The sequence below is a fragment of the Streptomyces sp. NPDC093109 genome (assembly GCF_040701725.1).
Lineage (GTDB): Bacteria > Actinomycetota > Actinomycetes > Streptomycetales > Streptomycetaceae > Streptomyces.
In genome coordinates this window covers 1-23,980 of sequence record NZ_JBFBEZ010000073.1, presented here as the reverse complement: position 1 = coordinate 23,980, position 23,980 = coordinate 1, and the positions used below count along the sequence as shown (strand labels likewise).

General features: G+C 68.8%; 15 protein-coding genes. 7 read left to right on the top strand and 8 right to left on the bottom strand.

Translation table 11 applies throughout. The features are described from left to right. Positions 1-576: 576 nt before the first annotated feature. Positions 577-2,976 (top strand): Helicase associated domain protein, encoded by a 2,400-nt coding sequence (locus AB0389_RS36665; protein WP_366399916.1) that lies wholly within the window; start codon positions 577-579, stop codon positions 2,974-2,976. A 52-nt stretch (positions 2,977-3,028) separates the two neighbouring features. Here AB0389_RS36665 and AB0389_RS36660 read toward each other — a convergent pair whose 3' ends face one another. Together AB0389_RS36660 and AB0389_RS36655 are read right to left on the bottom strand one after the other, a co-directional pair. Next, complete coding sequence (locus AB0389_RS36660; RefSeq protein ID WP_366399915.1) at positions 3,029-3,823, bottom strand: hypothetical protein; 795 nt, start codon at positions 3,821-3,823, stop codon at positions 3,029-3,031. A 231-nt stretch (positions 3,824-4,054) separates the two neighbouring features. After that, on the bottom strand, positions 4,055-5,308 hold the full coding sequence (locus tag AB0389_RS36655) for an ATP-binding protein (RefSeq protein WP_366399914.1): 1,254 nt from the start codon (positions 5,306-5,308) through the stop codon (positions 4,055-4,057). A gap of 250 nt (positions 5,309-5,558) precedes the next feature. On the opposite strand from AB0389_RS36655, the gene AB0389_RS36650 reads away from it, so the two are divergent. Continuing rightward, on the top strand, positions 5,559-7,082 hold the full coding sequence (locus AB0389_RS36650; RefSeq protein WP_366399913.1) for a PIN domain-containing protein: 1,524 nt from the start codon (positions 5,559-5,561) through the stop codon (positions 7,080-7,082). 317 nt (positions 7,083-7,399) lie between these two features. On the opposite strand, the gene AB0389_RS36645 is transcribed toward AB0389_RS36650, so the two are convergent. The 3 genes from AB0389_RS36645 to AB0389_RS36635 all read right to left on the bottom strand — a co-directional run bounded on the left by AB0389_RS36645 (position 7,400) and on the right by AB0389_RS36635 (position 12,193). Continuing rightward, on the bottom strand, positions 7,400-8,872 hold the full coding sequence (locus tag AB0389_RS36645) for a serine/threonine-protein kinase (RefSeq protein WP_366399912.1): 1,473 nt from the start codon (positions 8,870-8,872) through the stop codon (positions 7,400-7,402). A gap of 440 nt (positions 8,873-9,312) precedes the next feature. Next, complete coding sequence (locus tag AB0389_RS36640) at positions 9,313-9,927, bottom strand: XRE family transcriptional regulator (RefSeq protein ID WP_366399911.1); 615 nt, start codon at positions 9,925-9,927, stop codon at positions 9,313-9,315. Positions 9,928-9,931: 4 nt separating this feature from the next. After that, positions 9,932-12,193, bottom strand: coding sequence for a helix-turn-helix domain-containing protein (locus AB0389_RS36635; RefSeq protein ID WP_366399910.1), 2,262 nt, complete (start codon positions 12,191-12,193; stop codon positions 9,932-9,934). A 279-nt stretch (positions 12,194-12,472) separates the two neighbouring features. On the opposite strand from AB0389_RS36635, the gene AB0389_RS36630 reads away from it, so the two are divergent. The 5 genes from AB0389_RS36630 (at position 12,473) to AB0389_RS36610 (ending at position 22,029) form a co-directional block, all read left to right on the top strand. After that, entirely contained in the window at positions 12,473-13,249 is a 777-nt protein-coding gene (locus AB0389_RS36630; protein ID WP_366399909.1) for a TnsA-like heteromeric transposase endonuclease subunit, read from the top strand. After that, on the top strand, positions 13,246-15,480 hold the full coding sequence (locus tag AB0389_RS36625) for a transposase (RefSeq protein WP_366399908.1): 2,235 nt from the start codon (positions 13,246-13,248) through the stop codon (positions 15,478-15,480). Before AB0389_RS36630 ends, AB0389_RS36625 begins: the two co-directional genes overlap by 4 nt. Beyond that, positions 15,474-16,508 carry a TniB family NTP-binding protein gene (locus AB0389_RS36620; RefSeq protein WP_366399907.1) on the top strand — a complete coding sequence of 345 codons (1,035 nt, stop codon included), beginning with the start codon at positions 15,474-15,476 and terminating at the stop codon, positions 16,506-16,508. Before AB0389_RS36625 ends, AB0389_RS36620 begins: the two co-directional genes overlap by 7 nt. 92 nt (positions 16,509-16,600) lie before the next feature. Continuing rightward, positions 16,601-19,831, top strand: a complete 3,231-nt coding sequence (locus AB0389_RS36615; protein WP_366399906.1) for a helicase associated domain-containing protein — start codon at positions 16,601-16,603, stop codon at positions 19,829-19,831. Positions 19,832-19,884: 53 nt separating this feature from the next. Continuing rightward, complete coding sequence (locus AB0389_RS36610) at positions 19,885-22,029, top strand: P-loop NTPase fold protein (RefSeq protein WP_366399905.1); 2,145 nt, start codon at positions 19,885-19,887, stop codon at positions 22,027-22,029. Positions 22,030-22,201: 172 nt separating this feature from the next. Here the strand turns inward: AB0389_RS36610 and AB0389_RS36605 are convergent, their stop codons facing one another. From AB0389_RS36605 to AB0389_RS36595, 3 genes are all read right to left on the bottom strand, one after another. Beyond that, positions 22,202-23,176: a hypothetical protein gene (locus AB0389_RS36605; protein ID WP_366399904.1), complete on the bottom strand. Its 975-nt coding sequence runs from the start codon at positions 23,174-23,176 to the stop codon at positions 22,202-22,204. A gap of 37 nt (positions 23,177-23,213) precedes the next feature. Then, positions 23,214-23,432, bottom strand: coding sequence for a hypothetical protein (locus AB0389_RS36600; protein WP_366399903.1), 219 nt, complete (start codon positions 23,430-23,432; stop codon positions 23,214-23,216). A gap of 301 nt (positions 23,433-23,733) precedes the next feature. Continuing rightward, the coding region (locus tag AB0389_RS36595; protein WP_366399902.1) for a hypothetical protein at positions 23,734-23,980 on the bottom strand (247 nt) is incomplete at its 5' end.

Here is a 23,980-nt window from a genome sequence, read left to right as displayed (position 1 = left end):
GCATAGCCCGCTCCGCGGGCTATGCCCCGGCAAGCCGGGGCATAGAGCACGAATTGCGCAAGCGCAATTCGGATTCCCGCGTAAACGCGGGAATGGAATTCCGTAAACGGAATTCCGACGGGGTGTCAATTCGCGCAAGCGCGAATTGAGGGCGCCCGCGCAAGCGCGGGCGCCGGGGCTGGCAGCAAGGGGAGGTGTATCACGCGCGAGCCTGTGTAGCCCCTGGAGTTCCAGGCCACCACCCCTGCAATGGATGTGACGGACCGTCGGCCCGATAGGTGCCGGCCCCATCACTGTGACGGGCTCCGCTTACGCTCCACCCGAACCCCTCCCCTGCTCTCAACTGCCCGGACATCCAATGCTGACGGCACCCCACCAGCATACATTCTGACCTGACGTCATGGGGGAGAATCAGTCAAGTATCATCCGGGAGAGCGAACCTCTCCCAAGGCTGATGCATCACAGAGGTGCGCTGTGTAGAGTCTGGGGATAGACAGCACCACCCCGGACCCCTCACCCGCTCCGGGATTCCCTTTCAGCTTGCGGGCCGCATTTCGCGAAAAGGAGAACACGGGAATGGCCGTGAAACTGCGTGAACACCAGATTGAGGCCGTTGCCGCCATCGTGCGCGGCCTCGATATCCCGCCGGGCGGTATCCCTGCCAATGGCCTGCGCGGTCAGGTGCACGCCGCGTGCGGGACGGGAAAGACCATCATCGCGGCTGCGGCGGCTAAGCGGCTCGCTCCCAAGGGGCGCATTCTCGTTCTGGTGCCGACGCTGGATTTGCTGAGCCAGACGGTTCAGGCGTGGAATGCGGCCGGGCACAAGGGGCCTGCGGTTGCGGTGTGCTCGCTCCAGGACGACCCGGAATTGTGGGCGCTGAAAGTCCGCTCCACCACCAATCCCGTGCAGTTGGCGCTGTGGCACGGCACCGGGCAGGTCGTCATCTTCGCCACGTACGCGAGCCTGGGTGTCCTGGCGGAGGCCTTCGAGGGCGTGTACGGGCAGAAGCTCGGTGCGATGGACCTGGTGTGTGTCGATGAGGCGCACAGGACCAGCGGGTCGATGGGTAAGGCGTGGGCTGCCGTGCACGACCAGGCCGTCATCCCGTCGGTGCGCCGGCTGTACCTGACGGCGACGCCGCGGATCTGGCAGGAGCGGCCCCCGAGCTGGGAGGTTGCCGAGGGCGTGCGGGACGCGCTGCCGCGGGAGATGGCGGCCTCCATGGACGACGAGGACGTCTTCGGGCCGGTGCTCTACAAGCTGTCGCTGGCGTCGGCTGTGTCCCGGGGGCTGCTGGCTCGGTATCAGATCATCGTACTGGAGCTCCAGGACCCGGTCGTCACCCCGGAGCGGCTGATGGGCGAGGACCGGCGCGGCGAAGAGGTGCGCGGGCAGCGTCTCGGAGCCTTGCAGGCCGCGCTCCTGCACGCCATGGAGCGGCACAGCCTCCAGACCTGCATCACCTTCCACCATCGGACGATAGAGGCACAGGCGTACGCGGAGGGGCTGGAGCGGGTCGCGGCCCGGTTGCACGAGGATCAGCCGGACCGGTACCCGGCGGAGGTCTGGGCGGACTGGCTGTGCGGGGAGCACGTGCCCGAGCGGCGGCGGGGAGTGCTGGGAAAGTTCGGGTCCACGGCGCTTCGTGCGATTCTCTCGAATTGCCGCGTATTGGGTGAGGGCGTTGATATTCGCGCCGTGGACTCTGTTGCCCTTTTGGATCCCAAGGGCGCGCCGCACGATATCGTGCAGGCCATTGGGCGCGCTCTGCGGCAAAAGCCCGGACAGGGAAAGTTGGCCTCTTTGATTGTGCCGATTTTCTTGCAGCCGGGGGAAGAGCCTGAGGACATGTTTACCTCCGGGTCTTACCGACCTCTGGTGAAGGTTCTCGAAGGTCTTCGGGCTCACGATGAAGAGGCCGTGGAACTTCTGGCGATCCCCCAGGAGCCTCAGAAAGCCGATGTTCAGCCGTCGACGCATATCGGCACGGCGCCCGAGAAAGGCGAGGAAGAATCGCGTCTGCTGCTTCGTTTTGCGGCTCCGCGTGACCCGGTGATGGTCGCGGACTGGGTTTCCTTCAACGTCATCGACGTGGAGCGGCAGGACTGGGCGAGGGGCTGGGCAGCGCTCAAGAACTTCGCGGAACGCGAGCTTCACGCCCGCGTCCCCTACGAACACCGGGAGAAAATGTTTCCGCTAGGCACATGGGTGTCAGAACAACGACGGGCCTACGGGGCGGGACAGATGACCGGCAAGCGCGCCGCGCGGCTGGAGAAGCTGGGCATGGTCTGGTCGGTCGCGGATGAACGGTTCCAGGAGAACCTGGCGGCGGCCCGCGTGTACTTCGAGGAACACTGGACGCTTTGTGCTCCCCGGTCCGCATCGGCACTGGATAAGCCGGTAGGGCAATGGTTGTCCAATTTGCGGCGGCCGGGTGCGCTCGCCGACAAGCCGGAGTGGGAAGCCGCGCTCCTGGCGGTCGATGAGGACTGGAACCCGGAGTGGCCGGCGGAGTGGCAGAGGCACTACGCCGCGCTGCGCGAGCTGCTGCGTGACGAGGACGGCCCGGCGGGGATCCTGCCGGGGTTCACGGTCCACGGGATGGACGTGGGCAAGTGGCTGGCCCGGCAGCAACAGCCCGAGGTCTGGGCGGCCCTGGCCGATGGGCAACGCGAGCGCCTGGAGGCCGTCGGCGTCACCCCGCTCCCCGCGGCTGCGACCCCGGCTGAGGCGGACGTGCCCGCGGAGCCGTCCACGGCGCCCGTGAGCGCCTTCGAGAAGGGCGTTGCGGCCCTGGCGCAGTACAAGGCCCGCACGGGTTCTGTGACGGTCCCCAGGGCCCACGTAGAGCAATTGGAGGATGGGACTGAGGTCCGGCTTGGTGTATTTCTCAGCAACAGCAAGAGCCGCCGCGCCAAGCTGACCGTCGACAAGCTGCGCGCGCTGGCCGCCCTCGGACTCAACTGGGCGTGAGCCATCAGTTCAAGGGGAGGGCCGTCTACCAGGCGCTTACGGGGCGCCGTCGTCACGACCGGGACGGCATCTCCATCGCTTTGCAGCGGGCTCTATACCGCCGCTCGGCGCGCTGTAGAAGCTGCAAACACGCCTTGGACAGCTTTTCGAGCTTTTCGTCGTCGACTCCGAAGTTCACCAGGTAGCCGTCAGGTCCACGGTTCAAATCAAGGACCTCAGCAGCACGGAGGTTGGGCCAAAAGCGGCCATGCGCGAAGCCGGAGGCCACGCGCCACAGCGCCCGCGTCTGGTCGGGTTCCAGCTGGGCGGTCGCCGCAGCTTCAGTGATGATCTTTGTCGCGCTCGGCCTGGGCAACCCCGGAAGGCCCAAGCTGACGGCGAGCTGCCGGACTTCTTCATACCGCTCGGTGCCGGTCCTCCCCCAAGGACTGGTGATGTGATTGACGTCCGCCTCGTGGTCGGCCCGGTTGCGGAAGTCTTCAGCCCACAGAGTGAGCGTCCGGTGCCGACGTTCGACTCGGTCCTTGCCGTCCAGCAGCCACACGGCCGTAGCGAAGTTCTCCAGGGCGGCTCGTAGGAGCGTCCAGGGGCTGACCGGATCCACCTGTCGTGCCTCGGTCACGAGCTGATTGAGGGCTTCGACATGAAGGAGGCCTGCTGAGAAGGACGAACTGATGAACTTGGATGCACCCCATGGATGCAGCGGCTTGTCGTCTGTGGCCAAGCTGCTGCGGACCTCGGGATCAGGCAACAGCCTGAAGTGGTCCTCAGCTCGATACTCCGCGGCGGCACCGAAAAGAGGGGCCAGGTAGGAAAAGTTGCCCAACTCTGGGGCAGAAGCGTTCATAATTCGGCCAGGTTACGCACTTTCGTGGTGTTGCGCCTTCGGTTATCCCGAACCAGAAGTCCGGGTGTACCCGACGCTGTCAACAGGCCCAGGGGCTTTGGCTGTCCGGGGCCAGCAACCTCGCATCCCAGGGGCTACACGCACTGGAGCGCGATGCCGTGGCTCTGAGCTGGGGCATCGCACTGGCGTGCGTGTAGCCCCTGGGATCTTGGGCCGCTCCCCCTCTGCGGGCTACGTGGCGGCCGGAGTCTGCCGGAATCCGGCGGCAATCTCAGGATGGCGTGCTGGCACCGTGTTCGGGCCGACGCGGACGTAGAACTCCGGGCGCTGTGAGTCACGGTAGGCGTACATCTGGCCCCCGCCGGAGACCTCGATCGCAAGGACCTTCTTGCCGTCGTAGTCGATCACGCGTGACTCGTACGGCGGCGCCGGTTCCACGCTGTCCCTGATCATCCCGACGACCTGGAGTTCCTGCTTGTCGGCGGTCGGCTTCTCGGGCAGGCCCACGATCTGCAGGTCGTCCCGTACGCCGATCAGGACGGTGCCGCCGTCCCGCGATGCGAAGGCGGCGATGGTCTTCAGCATCTTCTTCCGCGAGTCGCCCTCCGGGACCTCCTGTTTGCACTCCAGGTACTTTCCCTCTCCGTTCGCCAGGAGGATGTCCAGCTCCAGGCCGGGCTGCTCCCAGATGACCGAGGCGTCGCGGGCGCGCCCGTAGGTGGGGGCGGGGAAGTGGCGCCAGTCCAGCCACTGGTCTGCGCGGTGGAGCATCAACAGGCTGTCGTGTGCGAGTCCGTGGGGCAGAGGGAAGCGGTAGGTGCCGGGACCGTTGACGGGCTGGGGCTGGTTGCCCGCCGCCCAGCTCAGCGCCAGTTCCGCGCCGTCCAGGTCCTCGCCGGCGACGACGGCCGTCAGCAGGTCGGGCCCGATGCTGATCTGCTCAAGCCAGCCCGCACGCTGCGGCAGGACGATGCGCCACAGGTCCGAACGGTCTGCGGTGCTCTCGTAGGGGCGCTGGTAGAGGAAGGCGCTGAGCGCCTGGTCGAAGTTCAGGAAGGAAGGGCCGTCGCCGACCAGGAGGTGGCGGCCGGGCTGGGGAGTGTTGGTGTCCCGGCTGATGGTCCACTCTGTGCGCGGCCACGGCGTGGTCACCCGGCCCCACTCTTCCTGGCCGCGCAGCCGAGAGGTGGAGGCGCTGGAGAACGGCGGGCTCGGGGAGACGACTTGGAGGCCGTGGACGTCCTGGTCGTCACCGCGCAGCAGCGCGGCGGCCGTCGGGCCGGGCAGGGGCAGTTCCAGGAATGCAGCCGTGCTGTAGCGCCAGGTCCGCTCCGTCACCGGGGTGTCGTCGTCCAAGGTGACCTGGCCATGGTGCAGTTGCCACTGTTGATCGTGCGGAACCAGTGCCAGCCGGACGTTCACGGTGGTGCACTTGCTGAGCATGGCCACCAGTTCGGCCGTGTCCGTCTGCCCATTGTTCGCCATGCCCGGCTTCCCTCTCCCCGTAGCGCGTGGAGTGCCGGACCAGACGCATCGTCACGGCCCGTGCTCCCGAGCAGGCTACGCCGGGGGTACTGAGCGGGAGAACAAGTGCCTGCTGCCTCAGCGCAGGTGGTGGCCGAGCAGCGCGATGCCGGCGGCCGCGGCGCTGCGTTGCTCACCTGTGTAGGTTCAATTCCGTGCGTTCGAGACGACGATTGAGATACTGCCTTCCCTTTGAGACTGGGAGGCCTGGTTGATCATCTTTGATACGAACGCGGTGAACCTTCTGTCACCTGATGGCGCGCGTGCCGACATCATCCGCAAGCTGCGGCAATCGGGACATCACAGGGTGGCCGTGCCGTGGATGGTGCTCGAGGAAATGGCCGCCCATAAGGCGCACCTCTACCCGGTCAAGCACCAGGCTGTCCTGAACACCCTGGAGAAGCTGCGGGACATCCTGCCCTGGGAGCCGGAAAGCTCGCTGGAACCGCTGGACCTGGAGCGCTTCCTGGATCACTGGCGGAAGGTCTACGGAGAGATCTTCGAGGTGATCGAGACCAGCAACGGGGTCATCCGCAGGGCATTCCAGCGGGAGGCGATGGCCCAGCTGCCAGCGAAGCGCGGCAAGGACCACTCTGAAGGTGGTCGCGATGCGGCGATCTGGTTCTCCGTCCTGGAATTCCTCGAACAGAACCCGGACCAGCACGTCCATTTCGTTACGAACAACAGTAAAGATTTCAGCGACGGGACCAGCTATCCGTACCCGCTGAACGAAGACATCCGCGGCCTGGAACACCGGCTCACCCTGCTGCAGGACTTCGACCAGGTCGTCTCCCAGTTCACCGAGGCGGTGTCCGGGAAAGACGCGGAGGCCGCTGCGCTCGAACTTCTGAAGTCGCCGTCCGTCCGAGAAGGGGTCGCCCAGGCGGCGGCGGGCCTCAGCACCCTCACTGGTTTCGCCGGTCTCGGCGACGGCACCGCGGTGGAGCAGTGGTACGCGTGGTGTGAGGAACCAGAGATCGAACTGCTCAGCGTCACGGACGTCACGGGCCACAGGATCGAAGATGACGTCTGGTACACGGCGAAGGCCCGATGGCTGTTGTATGGCCTCGCGGTCGACGAGATGGAGTCGCTCTCCGGGCACATCGCTTGCGTGTGGGAGACGAAGGTCCTCTTCTCTACCCGCAACGATGAGACCCCGACGCTCCTTGCGCTGGATGAACCGTCGCCGCCGGACACTGGAGACGAGTCGTGCATGGAGATCCTGCGGGGCCTCAAGAAGCGAGTCGCCGGCATCGCGGCGGGTGCCAAGCGCAGCCTTCTGGCAGTTCAGACTCCGCCGGCAGGATTGGGCACCGATCAGCTGCCTCCCTTGCTCGCAAAGCTCGATCTGGCCTCTCTTCGGCTTGCTCAGGATGCCGCCCGGGCGGCAGCACTCATGAATGGCCCGGCGCAGCGCCTTGCCCGGCAGATCGCTGCCAACCAGAAGCTGATCGATGGTCCTGGCCTACGGTTCGCCCGGCAGATGGCAGCTCACAGTGCCGCCCTGCAGGCAGCAGCCAACAGTCCCGGGCTGCGCCTCGCTCAGCAGGCCGCTGCCTCAATGGCCAAGCTCGACATCGCCGCCTCAATCCCTCAGATCGGCGTGCCCGTTGTCACTCAGCCGACAAGCGGCGGGGCCGCCGTCGCTGAGGACGGTGATGAGGAGCTGGAGGTTTCCGATGCCCAAGCCGAACGGGACGAAACAGCCGATGAAGGCGACGGCACGGCTGAGTAGACCTTCCGGATGAGCCCACGCGGCGGCTCCAAATCCGGGGGTGCGGCACCTTAGCGTGCGTCCGTGGAAAACACCCGGATGCCCGAGCCGCTGCGCGACACGGTCTCGTCTCCGAGGTGGTCATGCACTGCCAGGAGGTGCTGCGCTACTACACCGAGCCGGATATCGCGCACGACTGAAAGTCGCAGGGTCGTTGGATCAAGTGACTCCATAAAGCAGGGCCCCGGAGATGTCTTCACTTCCCGGGGCCCGTGGTGTGTCCGGCTGGCGTCACCGGAATTCGAGGGGTTTGTGCCGGCTGTGGCACGGCTCCTTGGTCATCGCCTCCAGGAACCCTGGGGGTCACGTTCGGGCATGGTTCTGGGGTGAGTGAGTTGGCCGGTCGCCGCCTCGGCGAGCCAGGCGGCCCACCGGCCGATGAGCTCGTTCAGGTCCCCGATGACGAGCGGGATGAAGGGCCAGGCCACCTGGTGCATCATCATCCCCGGGCCGACGGCGGCGCGTGACTCGTGGTGAGGGTCGAGCGCGAAGGGTTCCATGGTTCTCGCGGTGCCGCGCAGCGGGGTGTCCATGAAGGCGGTCTCGAACCACTGGTACTGGTCTTCTGTCTTCGCGTCGGCGTACCAGAGGGAGTGGCTGCGGCCCTCGTAGCCGTGGTAGTTGGCGGGAACTTTCAGGGAGAGGGTCGCTGAGGCGATGACGTCGAATGGTGCCGGTGTCGAGGTGGTGCGCCAGACCTCGGGGGCGGTCTCCCTCGGTCCGGACAGGGTCAGCTGGGCGTCGTCGATGCGGACGGTCCACCCTCCCTGGTTGCCTCTGCGTACCTCCGCGCTCGGGGCAGCGGTCGTGAGGGTCGTGAGGAAGGCGTCAGCGATGAAGGAGAACGAGGTCGTGGCGGCATCGAGCAGGGCCTTGCGGCGGTCGGCCTCGGTGGCGTGTGCCGACGCCCGGCGGTCGACTTCGGCTTGGCGCGCGACCGCGCCCTGGTTGGCTTCCGCGAGCGCGGCCAGCCCGCCGGAGAGTGCGGCGACGGGGATCTGCCCCAGCCGGGCGAGCACGTTGCCGGCCGCGGGGCGTGCCTGGGGCGCCTTGTAGAGGCATTCCGTGATCAGCGCGGCCAGGAGCGAGGGCGCGGCAGTGAGCGGTGGCTGGGTTCCGTGCAGGTGCTGGTCCTGGTAGTCGTGCTCGGCCGGTCCGGTGAAGGGCCTGGTGCCCTCCAGGAGCTCGTAGGCCAGGACGCCCAAGGCGTAGATGTCGGTCGCGCCGGTGGCCCGCTGGTACCTCCAGACCTCGGGTGCCATGTACGGCAGGCTTCCCCCACCCTTGTAGGTGTGCTGGGCAGTGGTCGCTTCGGCGTAGCGGGCGATGCCGAAGTCGGCCAGGCACCAGCGGCCATCGAGCAGGAGGACGTTCTCCGGCTTGAGGTCGCGGTGGACGACCTCGCGGTCCTTGAGGTCGGCAAGTGCTTCGGCGACGTCGGACAGGACGGCGACCGCTTCGTTGAGGGGCAGCCGGCCGTGCTCCTGGAGGCGGTCGCGCAGAGACTTCTCGGCACGGGGCATCACCAGCACCCACTGGTCTTCGTGCTCACCGCTGTCGATGACCCGCACCACGTTGCGGACGCCGTCCAGGTCGGTGAACAGCATCTCGCGCTCGGTACCCGGCGCCTTGGGCACGAGCTTCACCGCCGCCTTCTCGCCAGCGGTGCTCTCCGCCTCAAACACGGCGCCGAAGCCACCATCCCCAATGCGGGCGCCGACGACCCACTCCTCATTCAGTGCCAGTCTCATGGTGCGCGTTGTCTCCATCGTCAACTGCTGTCCCGTGAGGGCAGTTTCGCCCCGCTTCTATGGTCTCAGCCCTCACTGACATCGGTGGATCCATGTTGTCCCGGCCCTCCGGGGCGGGTCCCGGAGATGGCTGGCCTTCCCCGGGACCCGTGGTGACCAAGGCGGGGCCAGATCTCTCCGGCCGCCGTGGCGATGAGCCAGTCGGCAGCTTCGGCGTCGGTCAGGAGCAGTGCCTGCGCCGGGTGGGCGGTGCCGTCCTGTACGGCGTAGTCGCGGCCCGGGTGCGCGCAGGGCTTCGGAGCGGGGCTGGCTCTCGAGGCGAAGCGCTGCCAGGTGTCGGCGCCGACCCGCGCGAGGATCACGGTGGCGAATTGCTCGCTGGCGGCGGATCCGGGGACATCGGCGGTGGGCCGTCCGTCGAAGAGGACGTGGATGCGGGTCTAGCATCCCGCGTCGGGACCAGATCCGAAGGAGACGTCGATGTAGTCGATGTCGGTGAATTCGACCTCAAGCTGGTCGGCGCGGCGGCCGTGGTCCTTGAAGTACATCTCCTGGATGCCTTCGGCGATGACCTCGTTAGGGCTCTGGGCGCCGATGCCCCACTGTGCGTCGAACAGGCGCCGAGCGTAGTCGGCCGGGAGGTGGACGGTAATGCGCCGTGTGCGGCCGTCGTCGGTCGTGCCGATCGGTGCGCTGTAGCCGAAGCGGGCGCGGGCCTCCACGGTGATCCCGGTGCGGGTCGCGGCCTGCTTGCGGCGCCGGTCGCGGACCCTCGGCTGCCAGCGGGCGCGTACCGCCGCGTCGATACGGTCGGCGATCTCCTTCGGCGGCTGTTTGCGCGCGCCGGTGCGGTAGCGCTCCACGGAGCGCTGGGTGATGCCGAGTTCCTGGGCTACGGCCTTGGCCGTCTTCAGCTGCCTCAACAGGAAGTTGATCCGCCCTTTGAGGGTCTTGGGCGGTTCGTGGGTGAAGACTTCCTGGCCGGCGCGCTCGATCGCTTCCTGGACCAGGGCGTCGTCGGCGTCGGCGTTGCCCGGGCGGATCCGTCGCACCACGGGGCTACTCCCCTTCGTCCGCGACGGCGTCGCCGCCCTTGATGTGGCGGGCGGGGTTGTAGCCCTGTTCCATCAGGTCCACCGCCCACGCCATGTCCTGGACCCCCTCGACCTTGCAGAAGCCGGGGTTCGCGCCGATGCGGAACGTGCCGTAGACCGGTGTGCCGTCGCCGTTGCGCGGGAGGAAGTCCAGCGGGGAGGAACCTGGGCTGGCGTAGGCGACGCAGTCGGACAGCACCGCGAGCGGGTACAGGCCGGTCAGGGCGGCGAGCTTGGCCATCTTGCGGTGCATGTTCACGCGCGCCTTGGCGATGAGCATCGCCCGGATGTGCGGACTCCACGTCGCCCGTTCCAGGGCGGGCCAGCGCTCGCCCTCGGTGTAGTGGCGGCCCTGGGGTCGTTCGCGGAGCTTGCCGATGCCGCCCTTGACCGTCGACTTGATGGCGGACAGGACCATCGCGCCCTGCCCGTGCCGACGTACCGCGGCCGCCAGGTCCTCGTCACTCTGGCCGGCCAGGTGCGCCAAGTCGGCGCGGCCGGGCGCGAGTTCACGCAGTGCAGTGCGCAGCACTTCGACGTCGTCCTGGTGGGCGGCGGCGTATGTCTTGTGCAGGGCCATCGCGGTGAGGAACGCGTCTTCGTCGGTGTCCTTGTCGGTGGGTACGCCCATATCGGCGGTCGTCGTGAGGAAGGCGTCCTTGAGACGGTCGTGCCACGGGTCCAGGTACGCACCCGTCTCGTGGCGCAGGTATGCCTCGGCCGGTGTGACGTCGTAGCCGAGCTCGACCGCGTATGCCACGGTCGGTGTCGCGTACCAGCCGGGTCCTTCGGGGCACTCCCCGGTGGGCGTAAACGGGTTCGGTAGACGCGGGTCCAGTGCGATGTGGGAGAGGTCGGCCAGCCAGCTGCCGGGGATCTTCTTGTCGAAGGCCGGGGCCATGACGTGGACCGGCTCCGACAGGCCGACAGTGAGGCGGGCGGCGGCCGCGAGGAAGGCGGTGTTGATGTCGATGCCGACCGCCCACGGCAGCAGGCACTCCTCATCGGAGAGCAGCTTGGGGTCGCGGACCCACTGGTAGGCCTCTTCGTCCAGGAAGCCGCCCGTCCAGCCCTGGGCGGCGGGGTGTTCCGGCGTTGCCTCCGGCGGGGCCGGGTCGATCGGGCGGGTGAGCGCGCCCGGGTTCGGACCGGACACCCACTGGCTGGTCGCCTCGTCCTGCACCGGGCGGGTCGGCGGCCTCGTCGCGGTCATCAGCTCCAGCCCCGATACGGCGGTGGAGCCGCGCGGGGTGATGACCCGGGACGCGTACACGCCCAGCACTCGGGCGAGGTCTGCGGGGTGCAGGGTGGCGGCGTCGCCCCAGGCGCGGGTGTCCAGGGCGTCCCAGGGCAGAATCGCCAACTGCACGCACTGGCGCTGGCTGCCCTTGGCAGGGCGGTAGATGCGGGCCCAGGGGCCGAAGCCGCGCTGGGTGAGTTTCCACTTCGCCTTCGTGATCTGTTTGACGACCGGGTGGTCCTCCGGCAGCCGCAGGTTCCGGCGTGCTTCATGGCCCTCCAGGCGCTCCGGCAGGCCGAACCGTACGGCGGCCGCCGCGGTCAGCACGATCAGCGGATCGGAGTCCTTGCCGTTCTTGTTCAGCCTGGGGGCGCCGATCCCGGACTCTTTCAGCGTCCAGTCGACCAGTTGCGGAATCGTCGTCGCCGCACACTCCAGCAGCACTCCGCCCAGACAGAACGCCGTGCCCTCCCCGTCCAGCACCGCGAGCGGGCCATGGGGGAACCGGGATTCCACCGCGGGTGCGGCCGTCTTCGGCCGGGCCGGACGCCGCGACGTCGATGCCGGCCTAGTGGTGCCTGTCGGACGGGACGCGGCGGAGGCCGGGCGCTGCACAGGCGGGTGATTCTCAGCGACTGGTGCAGTCACCGGGACACTGGCCGGGTCGGTGGGGGCAGTCCGCGCATCCAGCACGGCTGCGGGCCCGGTGAAGGACCCTGTGTCCAGCGCGGGTTGGGCCGGGTACTTCGCCGCCCAGCCTTCCAGTAGCCGCAGATACGCCTGAAGCCGCGGTGGTCTGGGGTCGGTACGGCCGGTTTCCCAGCCGTTGACCGTCTCCCGCCGTGACTTCAGTGCCCGGGCCACATCGTCCTGCGTCAGACCAGCGGCCTTACGCAGCCGCAGCCGTTCCTCCGGCAGCGGCAGCACGAGCCTGGGCTGCGTCAGCAGCTCGTCAACTGCGGCGAACAGCTCTTCCTGACTCGGCATGCTTCACCCTCCCGCACCACAATCTAGATCAATTTAACCCCCGAACGCATACCGAAACGCACTTCTGTAGCCCTGGAGGGCATGCCGGTGTCAGCGGGTGATGTTCTTTGTCCGCATCGGGCGGGGCCGCCTGATGCGGGCGGCGGCAAGGTCTTGTTCGAGTAGGCGGCGCGGTGGCGGCAGGCCTGGAATGGCAATGAGCTGCCGTCCAAGACATCGGCGTGATTCCTGTCAACTTGCCTGGGGGAATGGGGCCTTGGGCTTGGGTTGACTGCTTGCATGCAGGCGACGGACTTTACTGTTCGGGGCGGCGGCGGTGCGGCCGTAGGCTCCAGCCGGATCGACGTGCGCTTCCTCGACCCGCTGGGCTGTGTGCAGCAGGTCCCGTGGCTCGAGGCCGCGCAGGACGTCGCCTTCGAGCGCAGTCCTGCGGTACGGCCGTTTCCTGTCCGGTACGGGCGGCGCGTTGCTCCGGGCTGGTGGTGGTCGTCGACCAACGGGCGGCTGGTGGCGTACGGGTCCGGTGTCATGCGGACCCAGCTCATGCTGCTGGACCGGGATACGGCTGTGGTGGCGTTGGCCTGCCGGCCTGCGGAGCTGGTGTGGCGTGAGGGTGGTCAAGTCGTCGGGCATGCACCCCAGTTGATGGCCAGGCTTAAGGACGGCAGCGGTCTACTGCTCGACTGCGTGGGGCGCAGCGGGCCCTCTGCCCGGCTGGGTGAGCGGGCGCGGGTGGTGGCAGCTGCTGCGGAGGCGGTGGGCTGGTCCTATCGGCTGGAGGAGCCTCCGGATCCGGTGCTGGTGGCCAATGTGCGGTGGCTGGCCGGATACCGGCATCCCCGGCACGGTGCGGGTCCGTGGATCCCGGCTCTGGTGGCGGCGTTCGGCAGGCCGCGGCCGGCGGTGGAAGTGGTGCGGAACCTGGGTGACCCGATCGCGGTCTGGCCTGCGCTTTTTCACACGTTGTGGAGTGGTGTGCTGCGTGTGCGGCTGGACGAACCGCTGCATGAGCGCGTCCTCGTCTCGGTCCCGCGGCAGGAGGACGAGGCGGCGTGACGCAGGCGGTTGTCGAGGTCGGGGCGCGGGTTCGCTTCGACGGGCGGATGTGGACGGTGGCCGTGCTGGAAGGCGCCCGGGCCACGCTGGTGACCGGCGAGGGGGCCTCCGCAGTCGTGCTGCTGCCCTACCTGTTCGCCGACCCGTCCTTCGAAGTGGAAGGCGGGCGCGCGCCACAAAGGGTGCCGCCGTTCGGGCTGCTGGAAGCACTGCCGGTGGAGGTACGGGAGCGGGCTCTGGCGTGGCAGCGGCATGTGCGGGAGGTGGAGACCGGCTTCCCGGATGCGGTCGGGCAGGGCCGTCCGCGTGAGGAGTTCGATCCGGCGACGCAGAGCCTGGCCCAGCGGGAGCAGGCGAAGGCGCAGGAGCTGACGGCGGCGGGCTGGACGGCGAGTGTGGCCACGGTGCGGCGGATGCGGGCCCGCTACCGAAGCGAGGGCCTGTGGGGGCTGGTGGACGGGCGGGCGGCGAGGGAGCGGTCTGCCGTAGGACGGGCCGATGAACGGGTGGTCACGGCGATCCGGACAGCGCTGGAGGGGCAGCGGGAGCGGTCGACGGGCACGCTGGTGCGGCTGCGCCGCCAGGTGGGATGGCTGCTGGAGGAGGAGCACGGCGCGGGGGTGGTGGCCCTGCCGCCGGCATCGACGTTCAACCGGCTGGTGCACGCGGTCGCCGACGGGCAGGGGCTGCTGGGGACGGCGGCGCAGCGGCGATGGCATGCGTCGCGGCCAGCTCCGCCGTTCACGCCGACGGTGGCGCTGCGGCCGGGTGAGCTGGTGATGCTGGACAGCACGCCGCTGGATGTCCTGGCGGTGCTGGACAACGGTGTGACCGGCCGGGTGGAGCTGAGCATCGCGCTGGACGTGGCAACCCGCAGCATCTGCGCGGCGGTGCTGCGGCCGGTGGGCACGACGTCGGTGGACGCGGCGATGCTGCTGGCGCAGATGGTGGTGCCGGCCGCGATGCGGCCGGGCTGGGATACGGCACTGTCGATGCAGCGGTCGGTCATCCCCTACGAGCGGCTGGTGGCGTTGGACGCGCGGCTTGAGCAGGCTGCTGCCCGGCCGGTGATCATGCCGGAGACGGTGGTGGTGGACCAGGGCCGGGTGTACGTGTCGGCTTCGTTCATCTCGGCGTGCGAGAGCCTGGGAGTGTCGGTGCAGCCGGTGCCGCCGGCGAACGGCCCGGCGAAGGGGAACGTGGAGCGGACCTTCCGCACCATCGCCGACGGGTTCAGCCAGTACCTGCCGGGCCACACCGGCTCGGATGTCTCCCAGCGCGGCGCGGCCGCGGAGCAGGATGCGTGCTGGAGCCTGGCGCAGCTTCAGGAACTGCTGGACGAGTGGGTCATCGCCGGGTGGCAGGAGCGCGCGCATGAGGCGCTGCGGCACCCGATGATGCCGCGGGTCTCCGTGTCGCCGAACGAGATGTGGGCGGCCCTGGTGGCGGTGACGGGGCATGTGCCGGTGCCGTTGTCCGCCGACGACTACGTCGAACTCCTGCCCCTGCGGTGGCAGGCCGTCAACGACTACGGGATCCGCTTCGGCTACCGCACCTACGACCACCCCGGCCTGAACCCCTGCCGGCGCCGCCGCTCGCCGCGGGCGGACAAGAACGGACGGTGGGAAGTCCACCACAACCCCTATGACCCCAACCGGGTGTGGGTGCGCCTGCCCGAAGGATGGCTGGAGGTTCCGTGGGTCCACGCGGCGGCGGTACGGCGTCCGTTCACCGCGTTTACCTTCGACCACGTCCGGCGCACCGTGGAACGCCGCGTGGGCCGCGAAGAGCACGAGGCCGCGATCGCTGGGGCGCTGGATGAGCTGCTGCGCCGTGCAAGCCAGGGGCTGGGCAGCAAACGCGAGCGGACAGTAGCCGCCCGGGCCCAGGCGGCCGCGCAGATGACCGATGCCTCCCCCGCCACCGCCCCGCAGCAGTGGCCTGCGCCTCTCGCGCCGGGGGCCTCGTTCGGGCTGCCCGGCTCCTTCACCGTCCTGCCCGAGGACGCCGACGGCTGGGACGCCGACGACGGCCTGGACGACATCGAAGACGACCCCCTCGCTGGCCTCGCCGACGGCCAGGACGCCGCGGCGGGCCACGCGGAGGAAGCGGAAGTAACCAAGCCGACGGCCGGAACAGCCCGCGCCCAGGCCGCTGAGCAGACGCCGGACGCTGCCGGGACGGGCGGCATGCACATCTACGACCCGTACCAGGAGGCCCAGGCATGGTGACAACAGTCAAGCCCGCCACCGCGCAGCACAGCGCCTTCAGTCCCCTGACCACGTGGGACGGGTGGCAGCAGTTCGTCGACACAGCCCCTGCCCCGGCGCTGGACGTTGGCGACGAGGGGTGGACCCTGGAGCAGCGGGAGGACTACCACGCGCGGTTCGTGGTGCTGAAGACCCCCGCGATGGACGCCATCTCCACCGCGGTACGCCGTCTGCTGCTGCTCAACCGCGGCCAGCAGGGCGGAGCCAGGCGCGGCCTGATCATCTCCGGGCCGGCGACCACCGGGAAGACCACCGCGATGCAGCAGCTCGGGCGCACCGTCGAACTCGCCGACCGGCGCCGCCACCCGAACCAGGACGGGCGTCTGCCGGTCTTGTTCATCACCGTGCCGCCGTCCTCCACTCCGAAGATGCTCATCAGCGAGTTCGCCCGCTTCCTCGGCCTGCCAATGCTGGAGCGGATGAACCAGATCCAGATCACCAACGCGGTATGCGAGCTGCTGTGTGAGATGGGCACCCAGCTGATCCTGGTCGACGACGTACACCTGATGGACACCCGCAGCCGGGCCGGCGCCGAGACCTCCGACCAGCTGAAGTACCTCGGCGAGCGGATCCCGGCGACCTTCGTCTACTCCGGCATCGACGTCGAGACCTCACCGCTGTTGACCGGCGTGCGCGGCTCCCAGCTCGCCGGCCGCTTCAAAATCGTGCGCAACCAGCCGCTGCGCTTCGGCAGCGGCGCGGACAAACAGATCTGGCACGACCTGATGCACGGCATGGACAGCGCCCTGCGGCTGCGCCACCACCGGCCCGGCACCCTCCTCACGCACGCCGCCTACCTTCACGCCCGCACTGGCGGCCGCATGGGCAGCCTCTCCCACCTCGTCCGCGAAGCCGCCCTCGTGTCCCTGCTGGACGGCACCGAGAAGATCACCAAGAAACTGCTCGAACAGGTCGAACTCGACACCGCCGCCGAACAACGAGCCCGGGCACCACAGCGTCACCGCACACCCGTATCGCGCCGCAGCTGACCTGCGGCTGCCCTCATCGTCCGGATCCCCGTCCACGTCGCTGCTCGGCTTCTGATCGCCTGAGCTCCACCGAAACCGGTCTCTCCTCCCTGATGCGCAACTCCCTTCCACCACAGCCACCACCATGTGCAGCGGCGGCGCGGCCGGGGTCGGCACGGCTCGCACCGCTGCAGAGCGAGACGAACCTGTCGTACCTGGACCGGCTGGCCGACCGCTACCGGCTCGGCGTCAGAGATCTCATCCCGGCACTGCTCCAGGTCGGCGGAGGCCTGTTCAAGGGCTACCGCACGGACGGCGAGATGTACCTCAACGCCGAAGCCCGGGCCCGTATATCGGTGTTCTGCCGCGTGCCCGAGGACGCCCTGGGACGGGCCCTGCCCGCCTGGGCCGCCAAGGAGCCCCTTGCTCCGGACGGGGAAGGTGCGGCCGGGCGGTTCCGCTTCGGGGTCGTGGTGCCGGCCGCAGGGGAAGGCTGCCGACTGTGCACAGCGGCACGCACCGGACGGGCCAAGCCCGCCCGGCTGTACCTGAAACCGCACACCCGAATCTGCCCGCGTCACCGGCGCTGGATGCTCGGCACCCACTGGGTCGACGGCGCGCCAGCCGGCACCGAGCAGATCGACCTGACGGGGCTGCCGGAGATGCTCGCGGCACACCGGCGGCACCTGCAGCTGCTGCGCCACCGGCCGGACGCCGCCCGCGCGTTCGAGGTCGCCCACGCCGTGCTCGTCTCCTGGTGGGCGCAGCAGTGGCCCGAGGAGGAGCAATGGCCGCGCCGGGTACGCGAGATGGCGCCGCCTGGGGCAGATCCCGGCTGGTGGCGGCTGCTGGTCAGGGACGCGGTCACCTACCCGGAGACGGTCGCCCTCACCTCGGTCCTCACCGACGAACGCACCAGACAGCGGCTGCTCGCCGACACCGACGGACACCTGCCCCACACGCTCGCTCACACCCCCACTCTGGTCACCCAGTTGGCGCGAGTCACGAACCGGCCGTGGCTTGCCGAACAGATCGCCTCGACCTCGGCCGGCCCGTTGCTGCTCTGGGCGCAGCACTGCGTACGGGCCGACGCGGACACAGCCGCCGCCGACCGGCTGTGGACGCTGCACATGGCGCACCGGCCCCGCCCCATCGCCCGCGAACTCACCGCCTACCGCGGCATCGCCAACAAGGGCGAGAACGCTGCGGGCGGTACGCGGCTGCACCTGGGGCTCCGGCACACATCGGACCACGCCTTCACCACCGGCCTGGCCCACGCCCGCGCCTACGCCGCCGTCCACGGCCACCTCGCAGCTCCGATCGGCGAGCGGTTCAACGGCTTCACGCTGGGCCGGTGGCTGTCAAATCACCGGAAATTCCCCGCGATGCCGCCCGAACACGTCGCGGAACTCGAGGCGCTGGATCCGTGGTGGAGACCGCCGTGGACGGTCATGTGGCAGCGTTCCTACTACGAAGCCCGCGACCACGCCCGCGCCCGGGGCGGCCTGCGGCCCGAACACGGCTTCCCCGCCACCAGCTTCGGCCTGGGTGAATGGCTCTACAACCAGTGCACCGGCTATGACGACCTGCACCCTGGCCAGCAGCGCCTCCTGTCCGACATCGGCCTCACCCGCGACAGTGCCCGGGCGGCCCGGCCCCGCCGCAAGCACATGGCCACCCACTTCCAGAACGTCCTCGCCTGTGCCCGCGCCTTCGCCGACACCCACGGCACGCTGGTGAACGCGACCGCCGACACTGTCCAGGACGGGCTGAAGCTGGGGCAGTGGCTGTCCAACCAGCGCAGCAAGGACCGCGCCCACCAGCTGCGCTACGGCACCCCATCGTCCCGCGCGCTGGCGCTGTCGGCGATCGATCCCTGGTGGAACCCGCCCTGGGCGCTGGAATGGCAGCGCTCCTGGCACCAGGCGCACACCCATGTCCAAGCCGGCCACGCCCTGGAGGCCGCGGCCGGGTTCCCCGGCACCGCCAGCGCGCTCGCCGCGTGGCTGACCACGCAGTGCGCCCAGTACGACACCCTCCAGCCCGGCCAACACGACCTGCTCGCCCTCATCGGAATCACCGAGGACCAGGCCCGCGGCGCCGCCGCCCGGCCCGCCGAGAACGAAGCCGACTTCGCCACCGCACTGGGCTACGCCCGTTCCTACCACGCGACGCACGGCACCCTCGCCACCGCAACGGAAACCGTCCACGACGGATTCCAGCTCGGACGATGGCTGCGCCGGCAACGCCAGCACGCCCGCGACCACGCCCACCGCGGCACACCACTATCCGCCCGGACCAAGGCCCTGACCGCCATCGATCCCTGGTGGTGCCCGCCCTGGAACCTGGCGTGGCAACGCGCCTGGCAGCACATCCACGACCAGGTACAGGCCGGCCACCGGCTCGACGCCGACCACCACTTCCGCAGCTTCGCCCCCGCCCAGCGCACCTGGCTCCGCAAGCAGCGCAACCACTACGACGACCTCCACCCCGACCAGCAGCGCCTCCTGGCCGGCATCGGTCTGACCCGCGACAGCGCCCGCACCCGGCCCCTCAACCCCTACGCAGAAACCGCCCTCGCCCACGCCCGCGCCTACGCCGCCCTCCACCACACCCTGGCCGTCGCCTACTCCACCGTCCACGACGGCTTTCCCCTCGGCCGCTGGCTCAACGACCAACGCCAACAGGCCCTGCGCGAGACCACCCCCAGCGCCCGTCACCAGGCCCTCACCGCGATCGACCCGTGGTGGAACCCGCCCTGGGACCTGGCCTGGCAACGCGCCTGCACCCGCGCCCGCACCACACAAACCCGCCCTCACGGTGTCCCCGCCGACGTACGAACCTGGGTCAGAGCACAACACGCCGCCTGGGATCTTCTACGCCCCGAGCAGCAGAAACTCCTGACCGGCCTGGGGATCGCCCCCGGCACCGCGGACGCCGCCGGCCAGCGACGCAGATCCAGCCGTGTCTACCCCCTCAGCCCCGGCCTCGCCCACGCCCGCGCCTACGCCGCCGTCCACAGCCACCTCTCCCCCAGCGCAGACACCCACCACGACAGCTTCCCCCTGGGCCGCTGGCTGGTACAAACACGCCGCAAAGCCCGGCAAGGACGCCTGGCCCCCACCACCAGCCAAGCCCTCACCGCGATCGACCCGTGGTGGAACCCACCCTGGCCCAGCATCTGGCAACGCACCTACCAACAAGCCCTATTGACCCACCGCTCCGGCCAGGACCACTCCCCCGCCCTCCAGCGATGGACCGAGCGGCAACGCACCCGCTGGAACACCCTCCACCCCCAGCAGCAACACCTCCTCACCACCATCGACATCCACCCCAGTAGCTGACCGCCCCGACCAATCTGCAGCGAGGCAACGACCCGGTCAGGCACGCTATGCCGATGAGCGACGCGCGCTTCTTCAACGACGAACCGTTCCTCGACGACGAGGGGTCCGACCTGCTGGGGCGTGAACAGTACGCACGGCACGCGGTGGAGTTGCTGGAGCGCGTCCGGACCCAGACCGAAACCGGCGTCCTGGCCTTGATCGGTTCCTGGGGCTCCGGAAAGTCGACGGTCCTGGGCAAGGTGATACGCCTCCTGCAGCAACAGGACGGCAGCGAGGACTGGCTGATCGCGGAGCTCAACCCATGGCTCTACTCCAACCTGGAGACGCTGACCGCGGCACTCTTCAGCGAGGTCCGAGCCGCCCTCCCCAAAGGAAGGCGCTGGTCAGAAGTCCGCAAAACGCTCGGAGGCTTCGGGCAGGCCATCAGCCCCTTGGGCAAGCTCACCGCGCTGGCCGGCCTCGACTCGGAGGGCCTGATCAAGGCCTTCAGCGATCGCATCAGCGGAGACACCAGCGCCTCAACAGCCAAGCGGAAGGCCGAAGAGGCTCTGCGGCGGGCAGGCCAGCCCGTCCTGGTCGTCATGGACGACCTGGACCGCCTCACCCCCGACGAACTTCTCCTGGTCTTCAAACTGGTGCGCCTGGTGGGCCATCTACCGAACGTCTACTACCTGATCAGCTTCGACGAGCAGACGCTGCTGGACGTCCTGCAGCGCAGCGACCTCGTAGGAAACAGCGAAGGCAGGGCCCGCGAGTTCCTGGAAAAGATCATCCAGGTGCGGCTCGACCTTCCCGCGTTCCGCGAACGGGACGCCGCCGCCATGAGTATCCGAGCCCTCAACGCCCTGCTGGACTCCCACAGCCTGTCCATGACGCCGAGCGAGGAACGACGCTTCTCCGAGGCCTACTTCCGGCACCTGCAGGACAGGCTGCAGACGCCACGGGCCGTCAAACGCTACTTCGGGCAGGCCGACGCCACCCTCAGCTCCCTCGCCGGAAACGTGGACCTGGTCGACTTCCTCATCGTCACCTTCCTGCGCACCACCGAGCCCGGCGTCTACCGGCTCCTGAGACGGCACCGCGCCGAACTGACCGGCACCAGCATCGACGCGGCACAGCGGCACAGCACACAGCAGCCCGGCGAACGAGCCGAACGCTGGCGCCACCGCCTGCGTGAAGCCGGCGTGGCCGAAGACCACATCAAAGGCGTGCTCAACCTGCTGGCCCTGCTGTTCCCAACAGTCCAGCAAGACCTCGGCAACGGTAGCGACACGAAAGCCGCCGCCCAGCGCCGCGGGATCGGCAGCACCGACTACTTCGACCGGTACATGGTCTTCGGCGTCCCCGATGACGACCTTCCCGAAGCCGCCTTCGACCAGGCCCTGGCCCAGCTGACCACCGACGCCCCAGGAGAGGAAGCAGCCGAACTGCTGCTCCGCCTCCGCGACGACACCCACCGCATCACCCGCCGAATCGAGCAGCGCCGCAGCGCCGGTATCCGCCTCCCCGCCGCTGCGCTGCTCAAGGCCATGGCAGACAGCTACGGGCAACTGACCGCCGAACCGGAAATGATGGGCCTAGTCAACAGCGGCATGAGCATGCAGTTCCTGGCCCGGGACCTCCTCACCGACCTCCCACCCGAACAAAGAGCCCCGGTACTGGCCGCCATGGCGGCCAGCCCCGACGGAGCGGTCCTGGCCACCCGGACCCTGCACCGCGCCACCAACCCGGACAACAACGACTCCGAGGAAGTACAGACCGCCGAAGACTGGTCTCTTCAGGCCCGCGACGCCGTAACCGAGCAGATCGCCCAGCACCTCGTACCCACTACAGGCAAACCTGCTGAGGAACTCACCGAGTCCGACACCGACCTGATCTGGATGTGGCGCCACACCCACCCCGACAGCCTGCGCCCCTGGCTACGCCAACGCCTCGACAACGGCTGGGAACCCCTCCCCCTCCTGGGCAAACTCCTCCAACCCGCGCCACGCCCGCACCGCCTGATCGACGAAAGTGTCCTGGCCGGCCTCGACGCGATGTTCGGTCTCGACGACCTCTACACACGCCTGGCCCCCCTCCTCCAGACCCAGACCAGCAACTCCGCCGATGAACACCACGCCAACATCCTCCAAGCACTCCGCGAGCACCGACCCGCCACCGGCCAGACCTCACCCCCGGACTCCGGCACCACGGCGTGACCCCGCGCCCGAAGGACACCCTGTACGCGTTTCAAGTAGCGGCCCAATCCACCTGCATGCCACCCAGAAAAACTGCACAAGCCCAGGCCAAGAACCTGCAGGACCCCGCCACACCACACCCAGCGGCACCATCAGCACCACAACGGCCCACTACAACTGAGAAACCACCAGCTCAGAACACGCATGCTGCGCACAAAAAACGACCCACGACACCCACCAGATAGTGGTTGCCCGCCACGGCGATGTAGCCATCCGTGTCCGGGACGGCCCTGCCCCGGCACCGGGTGGCGAGCAGTTGCGGGACTGCGGCGGGGGCGCGCATGGCCGCGCGTTCCTCAGTCCAGCGTGTCGGCGCGGGATGCGTCGCAGCGTTCGTTTCCTCCACCCATGAGGCAAGACCAGCAGCGAAAGTCAGCGGAGTAGCAGGCAGCGGGCTGGCAGAGCCGAACCGGCGCAGGCGGCGGCGGGCAGCTGCGAGGCCGGTCAGTGGGAGGCCGCGGTCCTGGACGGCGAGGTCGTCCAGTTCAGCGCGTGCCACGTAGGTGTTCCAGGAGATGTCCCACCCTTCGGTCTCGAAGTACCAGGCCCAGGGGAAGTCGATACCGCTGGTGTCCCAGCGCAGGGTGTGCGGTACGGCGCCCCATTCCTGCAGCAGGCGCCGTTGGCCGATCCACACGTTACGGAAGCGGGCGCTGGGCAACAGGCAAGCCCCCACGTGTCGGGAGGCGCCGGCGACCATGAGCAGCACGGGGCACCGGCGGCTCTGTCCATGCCCGACGTCGAGCTCTGCCGGGGGCCACCACAGCCCGCACTCCGCCCAGCCCGGGAGGAAATCCCGCAGAACAGCAGACCCGAACCCTTGCTCCTGTTCCGGCCGGTGCTCAGCCTGCGGCAGCAAAGCCGACCGCAGACGGGCCACGTGGAAACGCAGCAGACTGGCCGAGGCCGGCCAGTCGATACGGCGTGCGATCTCGGCCGCACTCACTCCAGGCTCGTCCCGCAGCAGTTGCAGGATGAGCGGCTCGAACGGCGCGGCCACGGAGGGACGTTCGGGACGCTGGTAGCGGGGCGGCTGCTCACAGCGTAGGAGGCGGCGCACCGTATTGGGCGCCATCTGCTTGTGCCGGGCGATCTGCTTGATGGGCATACCCCTGGCACGCAGACGGCGTACCTCCCGCCACGTGTCAGGGGAGAGCACGCGGGTCCTCCTCCCGCCCGGTGACCGCCTCGGGCTGGCGGGTCTGCCGCCAGGCAGCACGGACCTTGCCCAGCGCATGGATCACCGGTACCAGGTCCAACAGCAGGGCCTCGGTGCCTTTCAGCACCTTGCGGCCGAAGTAATACACGGCCGCGGTCACGGCTGCCGCAGCCGACACGACAGGCAACACGAAGTCCAGGCTCATACGGCGCCGCCTTCCAGGACGGCGGCCCGATGAGCCGAGTGCTGTGCGGGTCCCACTCTTCTGTTCTCCCCACGTCGGTCGTTCTTCGCGGGACCCTCACGACGAAGGCCCGTCCTGCCAGCGCGCATGGGTATCCATTTGCGCTGACAAGAGCGGGCCACTCACCTCCAACTACTGTCTCGGCCCCCACTGACAAACGAGCACCCACCTGCCAAGTGAATCTTGAACCCCCACCCGCTCAGACAGCCCCTTTCCCTGCAGGTCAGAGAACCTATTAGAGCGCCACACAGGGTTTCCGGGCCTATATCAGCCACGGACGGCTCCCGCCCGCGTCCCTCTCCTCCGGGTGACAGAAACCGCAGGTCAGTGACTTCTTCTCCGTGAGATGTCGCGCCTCGCCCGCCAAGAAGACGTCGATGTCGATGATGGCGTCCTCGACCTTCCTCCAGATCTGATGGTGTCCCGCCGAGTGGTGTAGCCGATCAAGGCGTAGTTGTGCGCGGGCGGATGCTCGGGGCGTGCAACCGATAGCGGTGCCTGCTCCCTGT

Bases quoted from the DNA above. Each gene is read 5' to 3' on its own strand.
- AB0389_RS36665 (WP_366399916.1), top strand. From the start codon at position 577: ATGGCCGTGAAACTGCGTGAACACCAGATTGAGGCCGTTGCCGCCATC.
- AB0389_RS36660 (WP_366399915.1), bottom strand. From the start codon at position 3,823: ATGAACGCTTCTGCCCCAGAGTTGGGCAACTTTTCCTACCTGGCCCCT.
- AB0389_RS36655 (WP_366399914.1), bottom strand. From the start codon at position 5,308: ATGGCGAACAATGGGCAGACGGACACGGCCGAACTGGTGGCCATGCTC.
- AB0389_RS36645 (WP_366399912.1), bottom strand. From the start codon at position 8,872: ATGAGACTGGCACTGAATGAGGAGTGGGTCGTCGGCGCCCGCATTGGG.
- AB0389_RS36635 (WP_366399910.1), bottom strand. From the start codon at position 12,193: ATGCCGAGTCAGGAAGAGCTGTTCGCCGCAGTTGACGAGCTGCTGACG.
- AB0389_RS36630 (WP_366399909.1), top strand. From the start codon at position 12,473: ATGCAGGCGACGGACTTTACTGTTCGGGGCGGCGGCGGTGCGGCCGTA.
- AB0389_RS36620 (WP_366399907.1), top strand. From the start codon at position 15,474: ATGGTGACAACAGTCAAGCCCGCCACCGCGCAGCACAGCGCCTTCAGT.
- AB0389_RS36615 (WP_366399906.1), top strand. From the start codon at position 16,601: ATGCGCAACTCCCTTCCACCACAGCCACCACCATGTGCAGCGGCGGCG.
- AB0389_RS36610 (WP_366399905.1), top strand. From the start codon at position 19,885: ATGAGCGACGCGCGCTTCTTCAACGACGAACCGTTCCTCGACGACGAG.
- AB0389_RS36605 (WP_366399904.1), bottom strand. From the start codon at position 23,176: ATGCCCATCAAGCAGATCGCCCGGCACAAGCAGATGGCGCCCAATACG.
- AB0389_RS36600 (WP_366399903.1), bottom strand. From the start codon at position 23,432: ATGAGCCTGGACTTCGTGTTGCCTGTCGTGTCGGCTGCGGCAGCCGTG.